We start from the raw sequence: 20324 nt of genomic DNA, 5'->3' as shown, positions 1-20324 counted from the left end.
TTGCGAATTAATTTTCCCTTCTCTCTAAGGGATATGGTCTTTCTTCTACACACAGCAGTGCAACATCTGTCAGTACTTCTGGTGCCCCCAATAATATATTGGGGGCAACTGCCAGGTGTTTCATAAAAAGGGGTTTCATCATGTTTAATGAAGTCCATAGCTTGCATGGTCAGAGTTTATTGTTAGTGACCAAACCTTCTTTACAAGCGACAGCTTTACTACAGCATTTAAAGCATAGTTTAACGTTGAGCGGAAAATTGCATAGCATTCAACGCTCTTTCGATGACATTGCGCCTGGCAGCATTATTCTTTTCGATATGATGGAAGCGGATAAAAAACTTATCCAATACTGGCAAGATATTTTAAGCAGGAAAAACAACAATATCCGTGTGTTGTTGTTAAATACGCCCGAAGAATACCCCTTCAGGGATATTGAAAGTTGGCCACATATCAATGGCGTCTTTTACGTCAATGAGGATGAAACCCGCGTGGTTGAAGGCTTGCAGGGGGTTCTGCGTGGTGAATGTTACTTTTCACAGAAACTTGCCAGCTACCTCATAACGCACTCCGGAAATTATCGCTATAACAGTTCAGAGTCCGCTTTGCTGACCCACCGCGAAAAAGAGATTCTGAATAAATTACGTATCGGTGCTTCAAATAATGAAATCGCCCGTTCGTTATTTATCAGCGAAAATACGGTTAAGACTCATCTTTACAATCTTTTCAAGAAGATAGCTGTCAAAAACCGGACTCAGGCGGTTTCATGGGCAAATGATAACCTCAGGCGTTAACCCTATGAAACGCACAGTGAGTTGGATTGCCGCAGCAGGCTTATGGCTTGCTGCCGGGAATCTTCATGCGGTTGAAGTAGAGATCCCGGGATTGTTAACTGACCACACCGTCTCCGCAGTCGGCCATGCTTTTTATCGCGGCTTTAGCGACAAATGGGAAAGTGATTATCCCGGTAACTTAACTATCAGTGAACGGCCCAGCGCACGTTGGGGAAGCTGGATCACCATAACGGTTAATCAGGACGTTATTTTCCAGACCTTTTTATACCCCACGAAAACTGACCTGGATAAAAATGTGGTCTTTGCTCTGGCTCAAACCGAAGAGGCATTAAATCGCCTGCAGATCGATAAAGCTCTGCTGGGTACGGGCGATTTAGCACCAGACGAATTTTAATTCGGAGGCATCCATGCGTGTTGTCCATGCAGTTGTAGCTTTAATGCTTATTCCATCTCTGAGTTGGGCCGGAAATATGACCTTCCAGTTCCGCAACCCGAACTTTGGTGGAAACCCTAATAACGGTTCTTTTCTTTTAAACTCGGCCCAGGCACAAAACTCTTATACGGATCCAAATTCTGACGACTTCGGGTTTGAAACCCCGAGCGCGCTGGATAACTTTACCCAGGCAATCCAGGCCCAGGTTCTGGGCGGGCTGCTGACCAATATTAACACCGGCAAACCCGGCCGTATGGTGACCAGCGACTTTATAGTCGACATCGCTAATGCGGACGGACAAATGCAGCTGAACGTGACAGACCGCAAAACGGGGAAAACGTCCACCATTCAGGTTGCTGGCTTGCAAAGCGGTTCTACCGACTTTTAAATAATGTCGAGATAAGGATAATAATCATGCAGCGCTTTCTCCTCCTTGTTGCAGTGTGCTTATTGAGCGGCTGTTTAACTGCTCCTCCGAAAGAAGCAGCGAAACCGACATTAATGCCTCGCGCCCAGAGCTATCGTGATTTAACCAAATTGCCATTGCCAACGGGTAAGATCTACGTGTCGGTTTATAATATTCAGGATGAAACCGGGCAGTTTAAACCGTATCCGGCAAGTAACTTCTCAACGGCTGTACCGCAGAGCGCCACCGCCATGCTGGTCACTGCGTTAAAAGATTCTCGCTGGTTTATTCCTCTGGAACGTCAGGGGCTGCAAAACCTGCTCAACGAACGTAAGATCATTCGTGCTGCGCAGGATAACGGTACCGTGGCAATGAACAACCGTATTCCGTTGCATTCGCTCACGGCGGCGAACGTGATGGTTGAAGGTTCGATTATCGGCTACGAAAGTAACGTGAAATCGGGCGGTGTGGGGGCCCGGTATTTCGGTATTGGCGGCGATACGCAGTACCAGCTTGACCAGATTGCGGTGAACCTGCGTGTGGTCAACGTCAGTACCGGCGAAATTTTGTCGTCCGTGACCACCAGCAAAACCATTCTCTCGTATGAAGTGCAGGCCGGGGTGTTCCGTTTCATCGACTACCAGCGTCTGCTGGAGGGAGAAATCGGTTATACCTCTAACGAGCCGGTCATGCTCTGCCTGATGTCTGCTATCGAAACCGGGGTGATCTTCCTGATTAACGACGGTATCGATCGCGGATTGTGGGACCTGCAAAACAAAAATGAAGTGAAAAACGATATTCTGGTGAAATACCGCGAGATGTCGACGCCGCCAGAATCCTGACAGAAAGCGCATTAAAAAGGCGAGACCCTGGTCTCGCCTTTTTTATTCGCTCAACGCCGTGACGTTTCGCGTTTTCTCCCTGCGCGCCGCCAGCCACAGGCCGCTGTTTTTCATGGCGTAGCCAAACACCAGTCCCAGCGCCAGCGAAGGCACCACCAGCCGCCACTCCCCCTGCCCTGCAAAAGTGGCGCAGGCGCCCATAAAGGTGCCGGGCACAAACGAGAGCAGCAGATGTTTCGCCTGGATACACATCAAAAACGCCACCACGCCGGTCATAACGTAGCCAACGATTTCCAGATGGGGTGCCAGCGCGCTGCCGTGGATGATAATCATCGCCCACGCCACGCCGCTCATCAGCGTACAGGCCGAGATAAACAGCCCCTTCACGCCCCCCTGCGGGCAGGCGAAATAGGCCGTGCAGCCAAGGAAGCCCGCCCAACTGAGGAGTCCGAGAGAGACGGCAACCCAGCCCCATAAACCGGAGAGGATGCCTGTCGTGATTGCGATAGAAAGTAGAATGTTCATGGCGCGCATCTTAACAGATACGCGGCCATGAAATGAGATCAGGAACACATAATATGCAGATTGATATTTGCTGTTACATACAGATAGTGATCTAAATCACTCTTCATTCTCTTCCTGTAGCTCATCCCACATCGCGGCAATGGCATCGCGAGTCAGTGGGGCCATGGTACGCCAGAAGGACGAGGTGGCGTGCGCTTCAACCTTCCCGAGGAACGTCCCGCACCAGGGCAGGATATACTCCCCGAAGAGGGTTTCCAGCGCCTCGTTTTCATCTTCCGCCGCATGATCTTCAATCCACGAGGCCGCCAGCAGCAGCGTGCCGAGATGGTCGGCTGGGGTATCGGTCAACGGCATCCCGCGTTCAGAGAGAAATGCGCGTACTTCGGCTTCGGTAGCGCCCTCTTCCCAGGCAGAGCGATACGGCGACACGCGGCACTCTTCGCCAACAAACAGCGCATTGTAGTCGGCGGCGACCTGCTGCATGTCGCAGCTGTTTTGCAGACGCAGCAACAATTCATCCTGCTCAAGCGGCCAGTTCTGGGCCAGCTTGCCTTCGCGGATCAAGGTAAACAGCGGCACCAGCAGCGGATCCTGCGGCTGGCGATAATAGAGAGAACCCAGTACGCGACAGAGGATGGAAAACTCATTCATTTATTTAGTCCATTACACAGTTAAAAATCAGCAAATTCATTGATTGGCGCCATGCCACGCGACGCCAGGAAATCGAGTAGCCGGCGCGGGGAGACGTTCAGGATGCGATCTTCCGGGAAGTCCACCGCGTCGAGGATTTTGCGGCATTCGCTAAAATCGCCCAGCGTGAAGGCGGTATGGGAATCGGAGCCCAGCGCCACATAGCCACCCGCCTCCTTCACCGCAGCCGCCACTGCCCGGCAGTTTGCTTCGCTCCCTTTACGGGAGTGAATAAAGGAGGAGTTGTTGATCTCCAGCGCCACGCGATGCTCCGCTGCAGCCTGCGCGACCGCCTGGATATCAATCGGGTATTTCGGGTTCCCCGGATGGCTGATGATATGTACGTTACCGCTGGCGATAGTGGCGATCATCGCCTCGGTATGGGTGGCTTGATCCTGAGGTGCGAAAACCGGCTCATGGAAACCGGCGAGGATCAGATCCAGAGAGGTGAGCATCGGGCCGGTACAGTCAATGTCGCCCTGGGTATTTTTGATGTTGGCCTCAATGCCGCGCAGGATCCCAACGCCATCCACTACCCGCGGCCAGATGCGCATGTTCACAAAGTGCCAGTAGTGCGGCGCATCCGCCATATCCGGACCATGATCGGTGATCGCAAAGAGCTTAATGTTTTTTTGTTTTGCCTGGGCGATGTAGTCATGAAGGTTGCTGTAGGCGTGGGTACTGGCGACGGTGTGCATATGCAGGTCAACGGGGTACATCGTTCTCTCCTCTCGTGTTTCCCAAAGGATAGCAGTTATCACGGGCGTTTATCAGCAAAAACCCGGCAATCGCCGGGTATAACTCAGTAACCGCGCTGTCTGTCGACCTGCCCGGTAACCTGTTCGCCCTTCTCCAGCTGCGAGATGGTGCGGGCGATATAGTCGATGGCTTCTGCCGGACGCGTCACCGCCGCAATGTGCGGCGTCATGGCCACGCGCGGGTGCGCCCACAGGGGATTGTCCGCCGGTAACGGCTCTTTGCTGTAGACATCCAGCATCGCGCCTTTCAGCTTGCCGCTCTCCAGTGCCGCCAGCAGATCGGCTTCCACCACGTGTACGCCACGCGCCAGGTTCATCAGGTAGCTGTTGTCCGCCAGCTGGTTGATGAGCGCCTTATTAATGATCCCAACCGTCTCAGCCGTATTCGGCAGCAGGTTAATCAGCACCCGCGTGCCGTCTAAAAACTGCGGTAACTCTTCCTTCCCGGCAAAGCTGGTGACGCCAGGGTAGTGCTTGCGGGTGCGGCTCCAGCAGCGCAGCGGGAAGCCCCACGGTGCCAGCGCTTCGGCCACTTTCGATCCCAACACCCCGGCCCCGAGGATCCCGATAGTAAAATCTTCGCGCTGATAGTCGGCCAGCGGCTCCCAGCGGGCCTGCTGTTTCAGCGCCTGATAATCGTCAAAGCGGCGGAACCAGTGCAGCACCTGGCTGACCGCATACTCCTGCATCTGCTGGCCCATGCCGGTATCTTCCAGGCGAAACAGGGGGATCGACTCCGCCAGCATTTCCGGGTGCGCCTTGAGCTTGCTGAGGATAGAGTCCACCCCTGCCCCAAGGGCAAACACCGCTTTCAGGTTTCGCCCCTGCAGCATCTCAACCGGTGGGTGCCACACCAGCGCATAATCTGCGGGTTCGTTATCGCCGCGCTTCCACTCCCGAACCCGGGCGCCTGGCAGCGCCGCCGAAAGTGTTTTTATCCAGTAAGCGTTATCAAATGTTGGGTGATAAAAAATAATATCCATTGCGATTGCCTTCTGTTGCGCTGTTTTATGTTCATTATCAACTGGATTGCAGCATAACAAATTTTGCGAGTGCGGTCGTTGCTGATAAAAAAGGCACTTTCAGCGCAATTAAAAATCATGTTGGCTGAAGTTTGTCTGAACGCGCTAATTTACTGAAAAAGTTGATTGACGTAAGTCAGGCTTTTCCTTACATTAGCGCCCGTCCCAGCAACAACGGGATGACAATATGGTGAGGTGTCCGAGTGGCTGAAGGAGCACGCCTGGAAAGTGTGTATACGGCAACGTATCGGGGGTTCGAATCCCCCCCTCACCGCCATCTTTAAAGAAGAGCTCGCATGCAAATGCGGGCTTTTTTTTCGCATGTTGCTCGCCTGTGGGGGGGGGATGAGAATCCCCGACCGGGGTTCGACAACTGGCGCAGCCAGTTGGACAGACTGAGAGCGCAGCGAACAGGCTGCCCGTAGGGCGAGCGCAGCGAGTCAATCCCCCCCTCACCGCCATCTTTAAAGAAGAGCTCGCATGCAAATGCGGGCTTTTTTTTCGCATGTTGCTCGCCTGTGGGGGGATGAGAACCCCCGACCGGGGTTCGACAACTGGCGCAGCCAGTTGGACAGACTGAGAGCGCAGCGAACAGGCTGCCCGAACAAAAACGCAGGGAGCGTTTTTGAACAACGCTTGCGTTGGCCCCGAAGGGGCGAGGCCCATGGATGGGCCGAGTAACGGCGAGCGCAGCGAGTCAATCCCCCCCTCACCGCCATATTTAAAGAAGAGCTCGCATGAAAATGCGGGCTTTTTTTTCGCATGTTGCACGTCTGTGGGGGGATGAGAACCCGCGACCGGGGTTCGACAACTGGCGACAGCCAGTACATGTCGGGTGGCGCTACGCTTACCCGACCTATGAAACCCAAATCCAGCCTCGATTCCGTAGGCCTGATAAGCGCAGCGCCATCAGGCATTTTGCCTTAATGCAATACCGCGCGCTCTGGAAGCGTCGGGTGGCGCCAGGCTTACCCGACCTACGAAACCCAAACCCGGCCTCACTCCTCCACCATCCGCGCATACTCCCCGGTCAAAAAATCCACCAGCGTCCTGACTGACGGCAACAGCCCGCGCCGGGAGGGATAGACCGCATGGATCACTTCCCGGCGTGGCTCCCACTCTTCCAGCACTTTTATTAATGTCCCGGACGCCAGTTGCTCTTTGACCATCAAAATGGGTAACTGCACCAGCCCCACGCCCGCTATCGCCGCCTCCCGCAGCGCCAGCATATCGGTGGTCATCAGGCGCGGCTGAAAATGGATCTCCGCTTTTGCCCCCTCCGGCCCGCTTAGCGCCCACTTATGAACCTGTCTCCCCTCCCCCAGACTCAGGCCCGGCCAGGCGCTGAGCTCCGATGGCGTGGCCGGCACACCCAGACGCTGGATCAACTGCGGACTCGCCACCAGGCAGTGCCCTCTGTCGGCAAGCACCCGCAACACCAGATCGCTGTCATCAAATGGGCGAGGACGCACACGGATGGCGATATCAACACCCTCCGCCACCAGATCCACCCGCCGGTTGGTCGCCTCAAGCTGCAGATTAATACCGGGGTAATGCGCCATAAACTTAGCCAGCATCGGCCCGACGTGGACGTGCAGCAGCGTGACCGGACAGGTGATCCGCACCAGGCCACGCGGTTCCGCCTGCAAGGCCGCGACCGCCTCCTCCGCTGCCTCGGCTTCTATCAGCATCGCCTTGCAGTGTTGATAGAAGGTCTGCCCCACTTCAGTAACCGTAAACTGCCGCGTTGTCCGCTGGATCAGACGTACCCCAAGCCGTGCCTCCAGTTGGGCAATCCGTCGGCTGAGCCGGGATTTTGGCAGATCGAGCGCCCGCCCGGCTGCCGCGAAACCGCCGTACTCGACCACTTTGACAAACCACGCGAAATCATTGAGATCCTGCATAACGTCCTCATCGTTCCATAAATGGAACAGTGCATGTCATTTTCACTATCTACCGGAATATTAACCCTGAATATAAGCTAATTACATCAACAGAACATCAGGAGAAACCGATGAAAAACGTAACAGGCATTTATACCGCACCCCGGCCGCACTGGGTTGGCGACGGTTTTCCGGTGCGTTCGATGTTTTCATACCAGACCCATGGTGAGCCACTGAGCCCATTTTTACTGCTGGATTACGCCGGGCCTTACTCGTTCCCGGCGGATGGCGCGAAACGCGGCGTGGGCCATCACCCGCACCGCGGCTTTGAAACGGTGACCATCGTCTATTCCGGCGAAGTTGAACACCGCGATTCCACCGGTAAAGGCGGCGTGATTGGCCCGGGTGACGTGCAGTGGATGACCGCAGGCTCCGGCATTTTGCATGAGGAGTTCCACTCCAGGGCCTTTGCGCAAAACGGAGGGGAACTAAAAATGTTGCAGCTGTGGGTCAACCTGCCCGCGAAGGACAAGATGACGGCGCCGGGCTATCAGAGCATAACAAAACGTCAGATCCCGGTGGTGACGCTACCTGACGACGGCGGATCGCTACGGGTGATCGCCGGACGCTACGAGGAGACCACCGGTCCGGCGCACAGTTACTCCCCGCTGAACGTCTGGGACATCGCCCTGCATCAGGGTAGCCATCTTACGCTCAGCCAACCTGAGGGCTGGAGCACCGCGCTGGTGGTGCTGGAGGGCAGCGTGACGGTGAACGGCGTCGCACAGGCAGGTGAAGCCCAGCTGGTGGTACTGAGCCAGCAAGGGGAGAAGCTGCATCTGGAAGCCAGCAGCGATGCCAAAGTGCTGCTGATGGCCGGGGAGCCGCTGAATGAACCCATCGTCGGCTACGGCCCGTTTGTGATGAACAGTAAAAGCGAAATCGCCGAAGCCGTTCGCGATTTCAATTCCGGCCGCTTCGGCCAGATCTGAAGGTAATAAAGGAGAAAATCATGTCTACCCCTGCTAACTTTAACGGCGCCCGTCCGGCCATTGATGTCGATGATGCGGTGATGTTGCTTATCGATCACCAGAGCGGCCTGTTCCAGACCGTGGGTGATATGCCGATGCCGGAACTGCGTGCCCGCGCCGCGGCGCTGGCAAAAATCGCTACTCTTGCGAATATCCCGGTGATCACCACTGCCTCCGTACCGCAAGGGCCAAACGGGCCGCTGATCCCGGAGATCCACGCCAATGCACCCCATGCGCAGTACGTGGCGCGTAAGGGTGAGATTAACGCCTGGGATAATCCGGACTTCGTCGCTGCTGTGAAGGCGACCGGGCGCAAGACGCTGATTATCGCCGGTACCATTACCAGCGTCTGCATGGCCTTCCCGTCGATCAGCGCGGTGGCCGACGGCTATAAGGTATTTGCGGTGATCGATGCGTCAGGCACTTACAGCAAAATGGCGCAGGAGATTACCCTGGCACGTATCGTCCAGGCTGGCGTCGTACCGATGGATACCGCCGCCGTCGCCTCGGAGATCCAGCGCACCTGGAATCGTGAAGATGCATCGCAGTGGGCAGAAGTCTATACCCATATCTTCCCGGCTTATCAGCTGCTGATTGAAAGCTACGGTAAAGCGCAAGAGGTCGTAAAGAACGGGGAAGCACTCGATTCACAGCGCTAATCGCCCGCTCCACGGCCTGAAAACCGTGGAGCTGCTTATTGCTTAACCGAACGCGCAGTAAAGCAGAAAATCTGCTTGACCGTTTTAGCCTGACTCCCTATAGTAGCGCCCCGTTGCCCCCGAGAAGAAAGGCAGCAAAACAATATGGTGAGGTGTCCGAGTGGCTGAAGGAGCACGCCTGGAAAGTGTGTATACGGCAACGTATCGGGGGTTCGAATCCCCCCCTCACCGCCATATTTAAAGAAGAGCTCGCATGCAAATGCGGGCTTTTTTTTCGCATGTTGCTCGCCTGTGGGGGGGGATGAGAATCCCCGACCGGGGTTCGACAACTGGCGCAGCCAGTTGGACAGACCGCGAACGCAGTGAGTGGGCTGCCCGTAGGGCGAGCGCAGCGAGTCAATCCCCCCCTCACCGCCATATTTAAAGAAGAGCTCGCATGCAAATGCGGGCTTTTTTTTCGCATGTTGCTCGCCTGTGGGGGGGGATGAGAATCCCCGACCGGGGTTCGACAACTGGCGCAGCCAGTTGGACAGACCGCGAACGCAGTGAGTGGGCTGCCCGTAGGGCGAGCGCAGCGAGTCAATCCCCCCCTCACCGCCATATTTAAAGAAGAGCTCGCATGCAAATGCGGGCTTTTTTTTCGCATGTTGCTCGCCTGTGGGGGGGATGAGAATCCCCGACCGGGGTTCGACAACTGGCGCAGCCAGTTGGACAGACCACGAACGCAGTGAGTGGGCTGCCCGTAGGGCGAGCGCAGCGAGTCAATCCCCCCCTCACCGCCATATTCGAGATAAGAGCTCGTACGAAAGTACGGGCTTTTTTCTTTTATATTCTCCGCTGGGGGGGATGAGAATCCCCGACCGGGGTTCGACAACTGGCGACAGCCAGTTGGACAGACCGCGAACGCAGTGAGTGGGCTGCCCGTAGGGCGAGAGCAGCGAGTCAATCCCCCCTCCCTACGCTATTAAAAAAAAGCCCGTACTTTCGTACGGGCTTTTTTCGCGCCATCAGCTTATTGTACGGCCTCCCGGCAGAGAAGATGTCTGATCCGGGTTCACACCTTTTTCATCTTTACGTTCCTTAACCCAGTGATCGGCATTTTTAATCCCAAGCCGGATCGGGTCAAATTGTGGATCGATACCTTGCGCTTTCTGCGTTTCATAATCTTTAAGGCTGGCAAATGCTTTTTTATGTAAAAGAACAATTGCAATAATGTTAAGCCACGCCATCAATCCGACCCCAATATCGCCCAGACCCCATGCCAGATCCGCAGTACGCACGGTGCCATATACCGTGGAGGTTAACAGGAATATTTTCAGCAAGAACGTCAGCCATGGGCGGTTAATTTTGCGGTTGATAAAGGCAATATTTGTTTCAGCAATATAGTAGTAGGCAATAATAGTGGTGAAGGCAAAGAAGAACAGCGCAATGGCGACAAAGTAGTTACCAAAACCAGGCATCATACTTTCCATCGCGGTCTGCACATAGCCAGGGCCTGCTGCCACGCCTGCGATGCCGGTGTAGATTGCCGCGCCATCAACGCCCTGAACATTATACAAGCCGGTGATCAACAGCATAAAGCCGGTAGCGGAGCAGACGAACAGCGTGTCGATATAGACTGAGAAAGCCTGAACCAGCCCCTGTTTCGCCGGATGACTGACTTCGGCCGCTGATGAAGCATGTGGCCCTGTACCCTGCGCCGCTTCGTTGGAATAAACCCCGCGCTTAACGCCCCACATGATCGCCTGCCCCAGAACGGCGCCAAAGCCCGCTTCGAGGCCAAATGCACTTTTCCAGATCAGCAGAATAACGGAAGGAAGCTGTTCAATATTAATGGCGATAATAACGCAGGCCACAATAATATAACCGAGCGCCATAAAAGGAACGACCATGCTGCTAAAGCTGGCGATCCTTTTTACACCACCGAAAATAATGAAGCTTAACAGTATGGCCAATATTGCGGCGGTAACATTCGGATTAAGTCCGAAGGCAATATCCAGGCTGGCACCAATAGAGTTTGCCTGTACGCCTGGAAGTAATAAGCCGCAGGAGAAAATAGTCACTACAGCAAATAACCATGCATACCATTTTACGCCCAGCCCTTTTTCAATATAAAAGGCAGGACCACCACGATATTCACCGTTAATTTTCTCTTTATAAACCTGACCCAGCGTGGATTCAACAAAAGCAGAGCTGGCACCCAAAAAGGCTACCATCCACATCCAGAACAGCGCGCCAGGACCACCAAAGGTAATGGCGGTCGCTACGCCGGCAATATTCCCGGTCCCCACACGTCCTGCCAGCGTCATCGTCAGTGCCTGAAACGACGACACCCCTGCATCGGTGGCGCGCCCCTGAAACATCAGCGCGACCATATGTTTAACATGGCGTAATTGCAGAAAGCGACTACGCAGTGAGAAATAGAGGCCGACACCCAGGCATAAAAATATTAACGCCGGGCTCCAGATAACACCATTAATTGCACCAACCAGTTCGTTCATGTATGGCCCTCAGCGTGATGGTCCAGAGAAAACGGATTCCCTGGAAGTTTCTTTATAGAATTGTGTTTGGATTACTACGAAACATAGATAATAGCCCGAAAGAGACCAACTTAATATTCGCATGGCAGTAATGAATTGTGACAACATTCACGTTTAATTGATTATTTATAATTAGCCTGCTCATGATTTTCATACATATTTTGTGGGTATTATGATTTAATATCACACTTCTGCATTTTTTTATTAAAAAGCCCATTTGAATTAACGTTAAGACTTATAGATACAGCAAAACGTTGCGTAATACCCGGCATTTTCTATACGAAATAAGTATGACATCATCATAATGTGATCTTTAAATAGACAACCCAACAGAAGTGTTTTGACAGACGCAGCTTCCCGGCATTGCGCCGGGAAGGGATTGCAGAAGAAAGTAAAACGAGAAGGTTATACCATTACCGGGAATAGACCTGCAGCGTCCGCTGGCACAGCGCCGAGCGCACGCAATCGTCTTTATTGAAACGCACAATGCCCACCATCTCATCTTCCTCAAAACGTGCCAGCGCGTCGCTCAGCCCGGACGGAACCCCCGCCGGCAGGTCGCACTGGGTGATATCGCCATTGACGATAACCGTCACGTTCTCCCCGAGGCGCGTTAAGAACATCTTCATTTGCGCAGCAGTTACGTTCTGAGCCTCGTCGAGAATCACAACTGCATTTTCAAATGTACGTCCGCGCATATAGGCGAACGGCGCAATTTCAACCTTACCGATTTCGGGACGCAGGCAGTACTGCATAAAAGAGGCCCCCAGACGCTTCACCAGCACGTCATAAACGGGCCGGAAATACGGCGCAAATTTCTCCGAAATATCACCGGGCAAGAAGCCGAGATCTTCATCGGCCTGCAACACCGGCCGGGTGACAATGATCTTGTCGACATCTTTGTGAATCAGAGCCTCTGCCGCTTTGGCTGCACTTATCCACGTTTTCCCACACCCGGCTTCACCGGTGGCGAAAATAAGCGACTTATTCTCAATAGCATTCAGGTACTGCGCCTGAGCGTCGTTGCGTGCCGCAATTGGAGTTGTATCACGGCAGTCCCGCGCCATGCCAATTGCTTCAACACCACTCATCTGCACAAGCGAGGTGACCGACTCTTCTTCACGCTGTTTATGGCTACGTGAATCCCGTCTCAGCACACGTTTTGCTTCACGACGAGCTTTGATCACTGCTTTTTGTCTTCCCATGGATAGCACCTTGAGTTGTTGGTATTCATCACTCGCACCAGAGTCGGTGCGATTAGGCGAACAAACATCTGAGGGTTGGCTTCCTTCTAAGCCATAGCTTGCTTGGTTAAATGACCCGGCCGAATCGCTATGCTCACCATTCGTTAGGTCGGAAAAATCAGGATTTGCTGTGGAGGGGGAGAATTTTTCGGTGAAGAGATCGCTGCCGGAGTGTGGGCCTCCGCGCCGTGTGCTGCGGTTGTTGCGTTTACCATGTCCAGTTGAGGACCCAACCATTCGCGATCTCCAGAGTGATTCATGTTCACTGTAAGGTTTACCGCTTTCTTAATTTAAGTACATCAGGATTTAGCATGAATGCAACATTATTTTTACCTGAATGCAACTTTTAAGATTCGCCTGACAGCGATACTTAGTCTGCTATGGGGATATTACAGAATTATAACAAAGAGATAGTGGGACGAGAAAAAAACTGTCCCGCTTAAGGGGTAAGCGGGACGGTATTCAGGCCTCAAGCAGCCCCTGAGCAAGCCAGCCGTTTTTGTCCTGTATGCCAGGCAGCGCAAAGAAGTAGCCTCCGCCAATGGGTTTGACGTACTCCTCCAGCGCCTCGCCGTTCAGGCGTTTCTGCACGGTCAAAAAGCCCTTCTCCAGATCGTGCTGGAAACAGACAAACAGCAGCCCCATATCCAGCTGACCGGAATTGGTCACCCCCAGCGAGTAGCTGTAGCCCCGGCGCATCATCAGGTTTTGCTCGGTCTCCTGAGTGCGCGGGTTGGCGAGGCGGATATGACTGTCGAGGGCGATAACATTGCCCTCCGGGTCGCTGGCGTAATCCGGCACGTCGTGCTCGTTCTTCATGCCCAGCGGCGCACCGCTCTGCTTGTCGCGGCCAAAAATGGTCTGCTGTTCTTTCAGCGGCGTCCGGTCCCAGAACTCCACGCGGAACTGAATAATGCGTACAGCCTGATAGCTGCCGCCCACCGCCCAGGCCGGTTCGCCCTGATCGGCGGTCACCCACACCACCCGATCCATTAATGGCCCATCCTGGCTGTTGGGGTTGGCGGTGCCATCCTTAAAGCCGAGCAGGTTCACCGGGGTCTCTTTGCCTTTGCTGCGCGCGGCGTGGTCAGAGATAAACCCTTCCCGCTTCCAGCGTACGCTTAACAGATCCGGGGTGTGCTTGATGAGATCCCGCAGGGCGTGGATCACCGTGTCCTGGGTATTGGCGCAGATCTGGATCAGCAGATCGCCATGGCACAACGCCGCATCCAGGGAGTCATTCGGGAAGCGCACCATCTTCTGCAACGATTTCGGTTTCTGCGCCGCCAGACCAAAGCGGTCATCAAACAGCGACGCCCCCAGCGACACCGTCATGGTGAGGTTATCCGGGGCGATATAGCTCCCCAGAATACCGGAATCCATCGGCGGCAGACGCGGGTTCGGCGTCTCAGGCGCCGGGCCGCCGGTGGTCAGAAAGGTAATGCGCTGGGTCAGCAGACGGAACAGGCGCTCCAGCTCGCTTTTATCGCTGGCGAGCACGTCAAAAGCCACCAGCATCATCGAAGCCTGCTGCGGGGTTAAGATCCCGGCCTGATGCAGGCCGTGAAACGGCTGCGTCTCCATTCGCGCATCCGGGGAGAGCGTGCCCGGCGCACTCTGCGGTTTTGCCGCATGCGCCACCGGACAGCCACCCGCCAGAGCAAGGGCGCCGCCAAGCGCCCCTACCCCTTTTAACAACCGACGTCGTGAAGGTTCAGCCACGTCGTACTCGTCATGCTTGTTCATCAACTTAGTCCAGACCCAGTACGCCACGCAGCTGCGCCAGATCTTCCGCCAGGGTGGTAATCGGCCCTTTCAGGGCATTACGGTCGGCATCGGTCAGCTTGTCGTAAGTCTCAAAGCCCTCTTTGGTGCGGTACTTCGCCAGAATGGTATTCACTTTCTTAAAGTTGGCATCCACTTTTTCCAGCAGGGCGCTGTTATCTTTTTGCAGCTGAGGACGCAGCAGGTCAACGATCTTCTGCGCGCCTTCGACGTTGGCCTGGAAGTCCCACAGGTCGGTATGGCTGTAGCGATCTTCTTCCCCGCTGATCTTGCTGGCGGCCACTTCTTCAATCAGCCCTGCCGCGCCACCCACCACTTTTGAGGGTGGGAAGGCCAGCTCACTGATGCGTTTTTGCAGCTCCAGCACGTCGCTGTTCAGCTGCTCCGCGTACTGCTCCATCCCTTTGGTGGAGTTGTCGCCAAACAGCGCTTTCTCCAGGCGGTGGAAACCGGTGAATTTCGGATCGGCGGCTTTCTGCTCGTAATCGTCTTCACGGGCGTCAATGCTGCCATCGAGATCCGAGAAGAGCTCGGCAATCGGCTCGATACGCTCGTAGTGCTGACGGGTCGGCGCATAGAGGGATTTCGCTTTTTCCATATCGCCCGCTTTCACCGCGTCGGTAAAGGCTTTGGTACCCGCGACCAGATCCGCGGTCTCTTGAGTGACGTACGCTTTATAGGCGGTAATGGCATCGCCGAGGCTCAACAGCGCGTCGCCTTTGGCGGCATCGGCGGTGGCGGCACCTTTCACGATCAGCTTGCCTTTCGGGTTGGTCAGCAGGCCGCAGGTCATGTCGTATTCGCCCGGCTCAAGGTTGGCGGTCATCTTCTGGCTAAAGCCCGGCGCGATGTTTTCCCGCTCTTCCACCACCATCACCCCTTTCAGGATCTCCCACTCAAGCGCTTTCTGGCTGTGGTTCTGGATGATGAACTGCGTTTTACCGCTATTGACCGTGATGGTCATCGGCTCACACTGTTTATCATTGACGGTAACTTTTACCTGTGGAACATCCGCGGCCTGTGCGGCGAATGCAGAAGCGATCAGCGCTGCCACGCCAGCCTGTAATGCACTGCGACGAAAGTGGATTGCCATGACTTTTCCCTTAACCTTTTAGAGTATGTTGTAACTACAATGAGCACTTCAGGGCGCAGTACGCGACGGCTGAGCGCTGGGGCGCGATGGCATAAAGAACAGCGCCAGCGCCGGAATAAGATAGATAAAGTACACCGCCACTTCGCTGACGCTCGGCGTCTCCTGATAGCCAAAGATCCCCTCCAGCAGGGTGCCGGTCAGCGAATGGGTAGAGAGGACGTTACTGAGATCGAACGCCACCTCCTGGAAGTGGTTCCACAGGCCCGCCTCATGGAAGGCGCGGATCGCTCCCGCGGCCAGTCCGGCGGCCACCAGCAGAATAAACAGGCTGGTCCATTTGAAGAAGGCGCCCAGATTGAGACGAATGCCGCCCCAGTAGAGCAGGAAACCGAGCACCACCGCGGTCGCCAGGCCCAGCACCGCGCCCAGTGGCGGCCAGATCCCAACATCCTGCTGGAAGGCGGCCAGCAGGAAGAAGACCGACTCCAGCCCTTCACGCGCCACGGCGAAAAAGACCATCATGATCAGTGCCCAGCCGTGACTCTTGCCCTTCGCCAGCGCGCTGTCCACCGCCTGCTCCAGCTGGACTTTGACGTTACGGGACACTTTACGCATCCAGAAGACCATCCAGGTGAGGATCACCACCGCAATAAGGGCCACGATCCCTTCAAACAGCTCCTGCTCTTTTTGCGGGAATTCACCGGTGGTTTCGTTGATGGCAATGCCCAGGCCCAGGCAGAGGGCGGCAGCAAGGAAGACGCCAATCCACATCACGCCGATCCAGCGGCCCCGCTGGGTACGTTTCAGATAGCTGGCGATAAGACTGACAATTAAGGCTGCTTCGAGCCCTTCACGTAACATAATGAGGAATGGAACAAACATGCGACACCTTAAATGTTTTTCGCCGTCAACTGATGCAAAGAAAGGTAAATTCTTGTGATAGTGATTATCATTACGGCAATAAGAAATACAAGCGAAATATGCTGCATTTTGATGACAGGATGTAAACCCGTACCGGGAAAATAGTCACATAAGTGACTAAAAGGTGAATAAGTTATAACGTAAATGCCCATTTACGCTTACAGCAGGCTGTGGCTAAATATGCGCCTCATTAATCTGCTGAAAATCAACTATGTATCAATTTCTGCACTTCTTGCTGGCGCTGGTGGTTATCCTTGCGCTGGCCTGGCTGGTGAGCTTCGACCGCCGCAACGTCCGTATTCGCTACGTCATTCAACTCATTGTCATTGAGATTGCGCTGGCGTTCTTTTTCCTCCATGCCGAAAGCGGCCTGTTTGTTATTCAGTATGTCTCGGGCTTCTTTGAATCTTTGCTGAAATATGCCGCCGAAGGGACCAACTTTGTCTTTGGCGGGATGGGAGAAAAAGGGCTGGCATTTATTTTCCTTGGAGTGTTGTGCCCGATTATTTTTATTTCCGCACTGATCGGCATTCTGCAACACTGGCGTATTCTGCCGGTGATAATTCGCGTAGTCGGCACCCTGCTGTCGAAAGTGAACGGCATGGGCAAGCTGGAGTCGTTTAACGCCATCAGCTCCCTGACGCTGGGCCAGTCGGAAAACTTTATTGCTTACAAAGGGGTGCTGGGCGATCTCTCCTCGCGTCGTCTGTTCACCATGGCGGCCACCGCCATGTCCACCGTGTCGCTCTCCATCGTCGGCGCCTATATGACGATGCTGGAAGCAAAATATGTGGTCGCGGCGCTAATCCTGAATATGTTCAGCACCTTTATCATCCTCACGGTGATTAACCCGACCCGCCCGGAAGCGGAGCCGGAAATTAAGCTGGAGAAGATGCATGAGTCCCAGAGTTTCTTTGAGATGCTGGGGGAATATATTCTGGCTGGCTTCAAAGTGGCGATGATAATTCTGGCGATGCTGATTGGCTTTATTGCCCTGATCAGCGCCGTCAACGCCCTCTTCTCCAGCCTGTTTGGCTTGAGCTTCCAGCAGATTCTGGGCTATGTCTTCTATCCCCTGGCCTGGCTGGTGGGTATTCCGCTGAGCGATGCCCTGCACGCGGGCGGCATTATGGCGACTAAACTGGTGGCGAACGAGTTCGTGGCGATGATCGAGCTGCAAAAGATTGCCGCAGAGATGACCCCGCGCGGGCTGGGCATTCTGTCGGTGTTCCTGGTCTCCTTCGCTAACTTTGCCTCTATTGGCATTGTCGCCGGGGCGATTAAAGGGCTGAATGAGAAGCAGGGCAACGTGGTGTCGCGCTTCGGTCTGCGTCTGGTGTATGGCGCGACGCTGGTGAGTCTGTTGTCGGCGAGCTTTGCGGGGTTAGTGTTGTAGTTTGTTGCCCGGCGACGCTGCGCTTGCGCGGGCTTACAGGATAAGTAGGCCGGGTAAGCGCTAGCGCCACCCGGCAAACAGGCCGCACCCGGTCTTATCAGAACTGCACGCACACCGGCTGGTCAACGCGCATCACCGACTCCTGGGCGAAGCGCGTTTTATAGATCCCGCGCAGCGCCTCGATATTGCTCTCACTTTGCGCATCTTTACCGTGGATCAGCATCAGCGCCTTACTCGACTCACGCGCCACTTTTCCGTCGTTACCCAGCCACTGCCCGCGGGCATCAAATACCGTTAAGCCATCACGAAAACGCGGCGTCACGTCCTGATCCACAAACTGCTGCCACTCCTGGCCGGTGATCGCCTCCCCTGTCGGACGGTTCAGGCCGAAAAAGAGGGTGGTTTGCTGCATCTGGTTATCGGCTTTGCAGGTGTTGTCCGCGGTGCTGTGTGAGGGGGCATTACAGCCTGCCAGCAGTAAAATCGCGCCTGCCACAAGCCCGTTTTTAAGTCTCATTCTTCGCTATCCTCATTGTAATTTGCCCTGCGATATCAGCGTAAATCACGGAAATTAGCAATAAAAAAAGCCGGGCAAGCCCGGCTTATAGCGTGTCTGTCACTTACTGCGCCTGCAACTTCGTTGGCGCGGTGGTGTGGTACTGGGCGTCGGCTTCCGCAAAGCGTTTCTGCATTGAGGTAGAGGGGGCTTTACCCATCAGGCTGAAGACCACGATCCCGATGCTGCCGAAGATAAAGCCCGGAATGATTTCATACAGGCCCAGCCAGGCGAACTGCTTCCAGACGATAACGGTAACCGCACCGATGATCATCCCCGCCAGGGCGCCATTGCGAGTCATGCGGGACCACATCACGGAGAACAGCACCACCGGACCAAAGGCGGCACCAAAGCCCGCCCAGGCGTAGCTCACCAGACCCAGCACGCGGTTTTCCGGGTTTGACGCCAGCGCGATGGCGACCAGCGCCACCACCAGCACCATAAAGCGACCGACCCACACCAGCTCTTTCTGGCTGGCGCCCTTACGCAGGAAGGCTTTGTAGAGATCTTCCGTGATGGCACTGGAGCAGACCAGCAGCTGGCAGCTCAGGGTGGACATCACCGCCGCCAGAATAGCGGAGAGCAGAATACCGGCGATCCACGGGTTAAACAGCACCTGCGCCAGCTCGATAAACACACGCTCGGCGTTCTGGTTTACTGCACCTGCCAGCGACGGGTTGTTGTTGAAGTAGGCGATACCGAAGAAGCCCACCGCACAGGCGCCGCCCAGGCAGAGGATCATCCACGCCATACTGATACGACGGGCATGGACGATGGTGTGGTGCGAATCCGCCGCCATAAAGCGCGCCAGGATGTGCGGCTGACCGAAGTAACCCAGCCCCCAGCCCATCAGCGACACGATGGCAACAAAGTTCAGCCCTTTCAGCATATCGACGTTTTCGATGCTCTTCTGCTGAATCACCGCCAGGGAGTCACCCAGGCCGCCTACCGACAGGATCACAATCACCGGGGTCAGGATCAGGGCAAAAATCATCAGGCTGGCCTGCACGGTATCGGTCCAGCTGACGGCCAGGAACCCGCCTACGAAGGTGTAGAGGATGGTCGCCGCCGCGCCCGCCCACAGTGCGGTTTCATAGCTCATGCCGAAGGTGCTTTCGAACAGGCGCGCGCCTGCCACGATGCCGGAGGCACAGTAGATGGTGAAGAACAGCAGAATAACTAACGCGGAGATAATACGCAGGATGCGGCTGTTATCTTCGAAACGGCCGGTGAAGTAGTCCGGCAGGGTCAGGGCGTTGTTGTTAGCTTCGGTGTGTACGCGCAGACGCCCGGCCACCAGCTTCCAGTTAATCCATGCCCCCAGCGTCAGACCGATGGCGATCCAGCTTTCTGAAATACCGGAGATAAAGATGGCGCCCGGCAGCCCCATCAGCAGCCAGCCGCTCATATCCGACGCGCCCGCAGAGAGCGCCGTCACGAACGGCCCAAGGCTTCGCCCGCCGAGGATGTAGTCGTCAAAGTTCTTGGTAGAACGCCACGCAAGGAACCCTATCAGGATCATGCCAAAAATATAGATAAGAAATGTCACCAGCATCGGTGTGCTAATTGCCATTTAAATACTCCGCAAAGATGTTCGACAGCCTTTTTGACCGTCTTTATTACACCCCCGGAACGAGAGGGTGATGATGTGTGTTTCTGTTGGCCGCGCGTATCCTGCCGTATGCGCCTCCATGACACAAATGATTTAACACTGCATTTACATGAATTTCATCCCCGGTTTCACACCAG

The 20324-nt window shown here is 54.9% G+C and carries 19 protein-coding genes, 2 tRNA genes and 5 other RNA genes; 14 read left to right on the top strand and 12 right to left on the bottom strand.

The genetic code is table 11. The features are described 5' to 3' along the window. Window positions 1-140: 140 nt before the first annotated feature. From csgD to csgG, 4 genes are read left to right on the top strand one after another with little or no spacing between them, the layout of a single operon-like run. A complete protein-coding gene (gene csgD, locus C2U54_RS13295; protein ID WP_103179046.1) occupies window positions 141-791 on the top strand; it encodes a biofilm master transcriptional regulator CsgD in 651 nt (216 codons plus the stop codon). A gap of 4 nt (window positions 792-795) precedes the next feature. Beyond that, complete coding sequence (gene csgE / locus C2U54_RS13290; protein WP_103179045.1) at window positions 796-1185, top strand: curli production assembly/transport protein CsgE; 390 nt, start codon at window positions 796-798, stop codon at window positions 1183-1185. A 13-nt stretch (window positions 1186-1198) separates the two neighbouring features. Then, entirely contained in the window at window positions 1199-1612 is a 414-nt protein-coding gene (gene csgF, locus C2U54_RS13285) for a curli production assembly/transport protein CsgF (protein ID WP_103179044.1), read from the top strand. A 26-nt stretch (window positions 1613-1638) separates the two neighbouring features. Beyond that, window positions 1639-2472 carry a curli production assembly/transport protein CsgG gene (gene csgG / locus C2U54_RS13280; protein WP_039032323.1) on the top strand — a complete coding sequence of 278 codons (834 nt, stop codon included), beginning with the start codon at window positions 1639-1641 and terminating at the stop codon, window positions 2470-2472. Between the two features lie 42 nt (window positions 2473-2514). On the opposite strand, the gene C2U54_RS13275 is transcribed toward csgG, so the two are convergent. The 4 genes from C2U54_RS13275 to ghrA form a co-directional block, all read right to left on the bottom strand. Continuing rightward, entirely contained in the window at window positions 2515-2997 is a 483-nt protein-coding gene (locus C2U54_RS13275) for a DUF1097 domain-containing protein (RefSeq protein WP_201304715.1), read from the bottom strand. A gap of 96 nt (window positions 2998-3093) precedes the next feature. Then, on the bottom strand, window positions 3094-3648 hold the full coding sequence (locus tag C2U54_RS13270) for a TorD/DmsD family molecular chaperone (protein ID WP_103179043.1): 555 nt from the start codon (window positions 3646-3648) through the stop codon (window positions 3094-3096). Window positions 3649-3668: 20 nt separating this feature from the next. Next, window positions 3669-4406: a phosphatase gene (locus tag C2U54_RS13265; RefSeq protein ID WP_103179042.1), complete on the bottom strand. Its 738-nt coding sequence runs from the start codon at window positions 4404-4406 to the stop codon at window positions 3669-3671. A gap of 83 nt (window positions 4407-4489) precedes the next feature. Then, on the bottom strand, window positions 4490-5428 hold the full coding sequence (gene ghrA, locus C2U54_RS13260) for a glyoxylate/hydroxypyruvate reductase GhrA (RefSeq protein WP_103179041.1): 939 nt from the start codon (window positions 5426-5428) through the stop codon (window positions 4490-4492). Window positions 5429-5656: 228 nt separating this feature from the next. On the opposite strand from ghrA, the gene C2U54_RS13255 reads away from it, so the two are divergent. Next, a tRNA-Ser gene (locus C2U54_RS13255) sits at window positions 5657-5744 on the top strand. Window positions 5745-5791: 47 nt separating this feature from the next. Then, a non-coding RNA gene (locus C2U54_RS13250) (RtT sRNA) lies at window positions 5792-5928 on the top strand. Between the two features lie 537 nt (window positions 5929-6465). Here C2U54_RS13250 and C2U54_RS13240 read toward each other — a convergent pair. Further along, window positions 6466-7371: a LysR family transcriptional regulator gene (locus tag C2U54_RS13240; RefSeq protein ID WP_103179039.1), complete on the bottom strand. Its 906-nt coding sequence runs from the start codon at window positions 7369-7371 to the stop codon at window positions 6466-6468. Between the two features lie 110 nt (window positions 7372-7481). Between C2U54_RS13240 and C2U54_RS13235 the strand changes: the two genes are divergently transcribed. The 7 genes from C2U54_RS13235 (at window position 7482) to C2U54_RS13205 (ending at window position 10002) form a co-directional block, all read left to right on the top strand. Further along, on the top strand, window positions 7482-8342 hold the full coding sequence (locus tag C2U54_RS13235; protein WP_103179038.1) for a pirin family protein: 861 nt from the start codon (window positions 7482-7484) through the stop codon (window positions 8340-8342). Window positions 8343-8362: 20 nt separating this feature from the next. After that, window positions 8363-9040 carry an isochorismatase family protein gene (locus C2U54_RS13230; RefSeq protein ID WP_103179037.1) on the top strand — a complete coding sequence of 226 codons (678 nt, stop codon included), beginning with the start codon at window positions 8363-8365 and terminating at the stop codon, window positions 9038-9040. A gap of 146 nt (window positions 9041-9186) precedes the next feature. After that, window positions 9187-9274: transfer RNA gene (locus tag C2U54_RS13225), tRNA-Ser, on the top strand. Between the two features lie 46 nt (window positions 9275-9320). Continuing rightward, window positions 9321-9457, top strand: a non-coding RNA gene (locus C2U54_RS13220) — RtT sRNA. Window positions 9458-9503: 46 nt separating this feature from the next. Further along, a non-coding RNA gene (locus tag C2U54_RS13215) (RtT sRNA) lies at window positions 9504-9640 on the top strand. Between the two features lie 45 nt (window positions 9641-9685). Then, a non-coding RNA gene (locus tag C2U54_RS13210) (RtT sRNA) lies at window positions 9686-9822 on the top strand. A 43-nt stretch (window positions 9823-9865) separates the two neighbouring features. After that, window positions 9866-10002: non-coding RNA, RtT sRNA (locus tag C2U54_RS13205), on the top strand. Window positions 10003-10047: 45 nt separating this feature from the next. Here the strand turns inward: C2U54_RS13205 and C2U54_RS13200 are convergent. From C2U54_RS13200 to efeU, 5 genes are all read right to left on the bottom strand, one after another. Continuing rightward, on the bottom strand, window positions 10048-11541 hold the full coding sequence (locus tag C2U54_RS13200) for an alanine/glycine:cation symporter family protein (protein ID WP_103179036.1): 1494 nt from the start codon (window positions 11539-11541) through the stop codon (window positions 10048-10050). 452 nt (window positions 11542-11993) lie between these two features. Then, entirely contained in the window at window positions 11994-12785 is a 792-nt protein-coding gene (gene phoH, locus C2U54_RS13195) for a phosphate starvation-inducible protein PhoH (protein ID WP_168192048.1), read from the bottom strand. 501 nt (window positions 12786-13286) lie between these two features. Beyond that, window positions 13287-14570, bottom strand: a complete 1284-nt coding sequence (gene efeB / locus C2U54_RS13190; RefSeq protein WP_103179034.1) for an iron uptake transporter deferrochelatase/peroxidase subunit — start codon at window positions 14568-14570, stop codon at window positions 13287-13289. 4 nt (window positions 14571-14574) lie between these two features. After that, on the bottom strand, window positions 14575-15702 hold the full coding sequence (gene efeO, locus C2U54_RS13185; RefSeq protein WP_103179033.1) for an iron uptake system protein EfeO: 1128 nt from the start codon (window positions 15700-15702) through the stop codon (window positions 14575-14577). 48 nt (window positions 15703-15750) lie between these two features. Then, window positions 15751-16584: an iron uptake transporter permease EfeU gene (gene efeU, locus C2U54_RS13180; protein ID WP_103179032.1), complete on the bottom strand. Its 834-nt coding sequence runs from the start codon at window positions 16582-16584 to the stop codon at window positions 15751-15753. 250 nt (window positions 16585-16834) lie between these two features. Here efeU and C2U54_RS13170 point away from each other — a divergent pair, with 250 nt between their 5' ends. Next, a complete protein-coding gene (locus C2U54_RS13170; RefSeq protein WP_103179030.1) occupies window positions 16835-18019 on the top strand; it encodes a NupC/NupG family nucleoside CNT transporter in 1185 nt (394 codons plus the stop codon). Between the two features lie 97 nt (window positions 18020-18116). On the opposite strand, the gene C2U54_RS13165 is transcribed toward C2U54_RS13170, so the two are convergent. Beyond that, complete coding sequence (locus C2U54_RS13165; protein ID WP_103179029.1) at window positions 18117-18536, bottom strand: DUF3574 domain-containing protein; 420 nt, start codon at window positions 18534-18536, stop codon at window positions 18117-18119. A gap of 103 nt (window positions 18537-18639) precedes the next feature. Continuing rightward, window positions 18640-20148, bottom strand: coding sequence for a sodium/proline symporter PutP (putP, locus tag C2U54_RS13160; RefSeq protein ID WP_103179028.1), 1509 nt, complete (start codon window positions 20146-20148; stop codon window positions 18640-18642). Window positions 20149-20324 lie beyond the last annotated feature (176 nt).

Origin of the sequence: Leclercia sp. LSNIH1 (genome assembly GCF_002902985.1) — a bacterium.
Lineage (GTDB): Bacteria > Pseudomonadota > Gammaproteobacteria > Enterobacterales > Enterobacteriaceae > Enterobacter.
The sequence above is the reverse complement of the archived record's forward strand: the minus strand, read 5'-3'. Positions and strand labels throughout refer to the sequence as shown.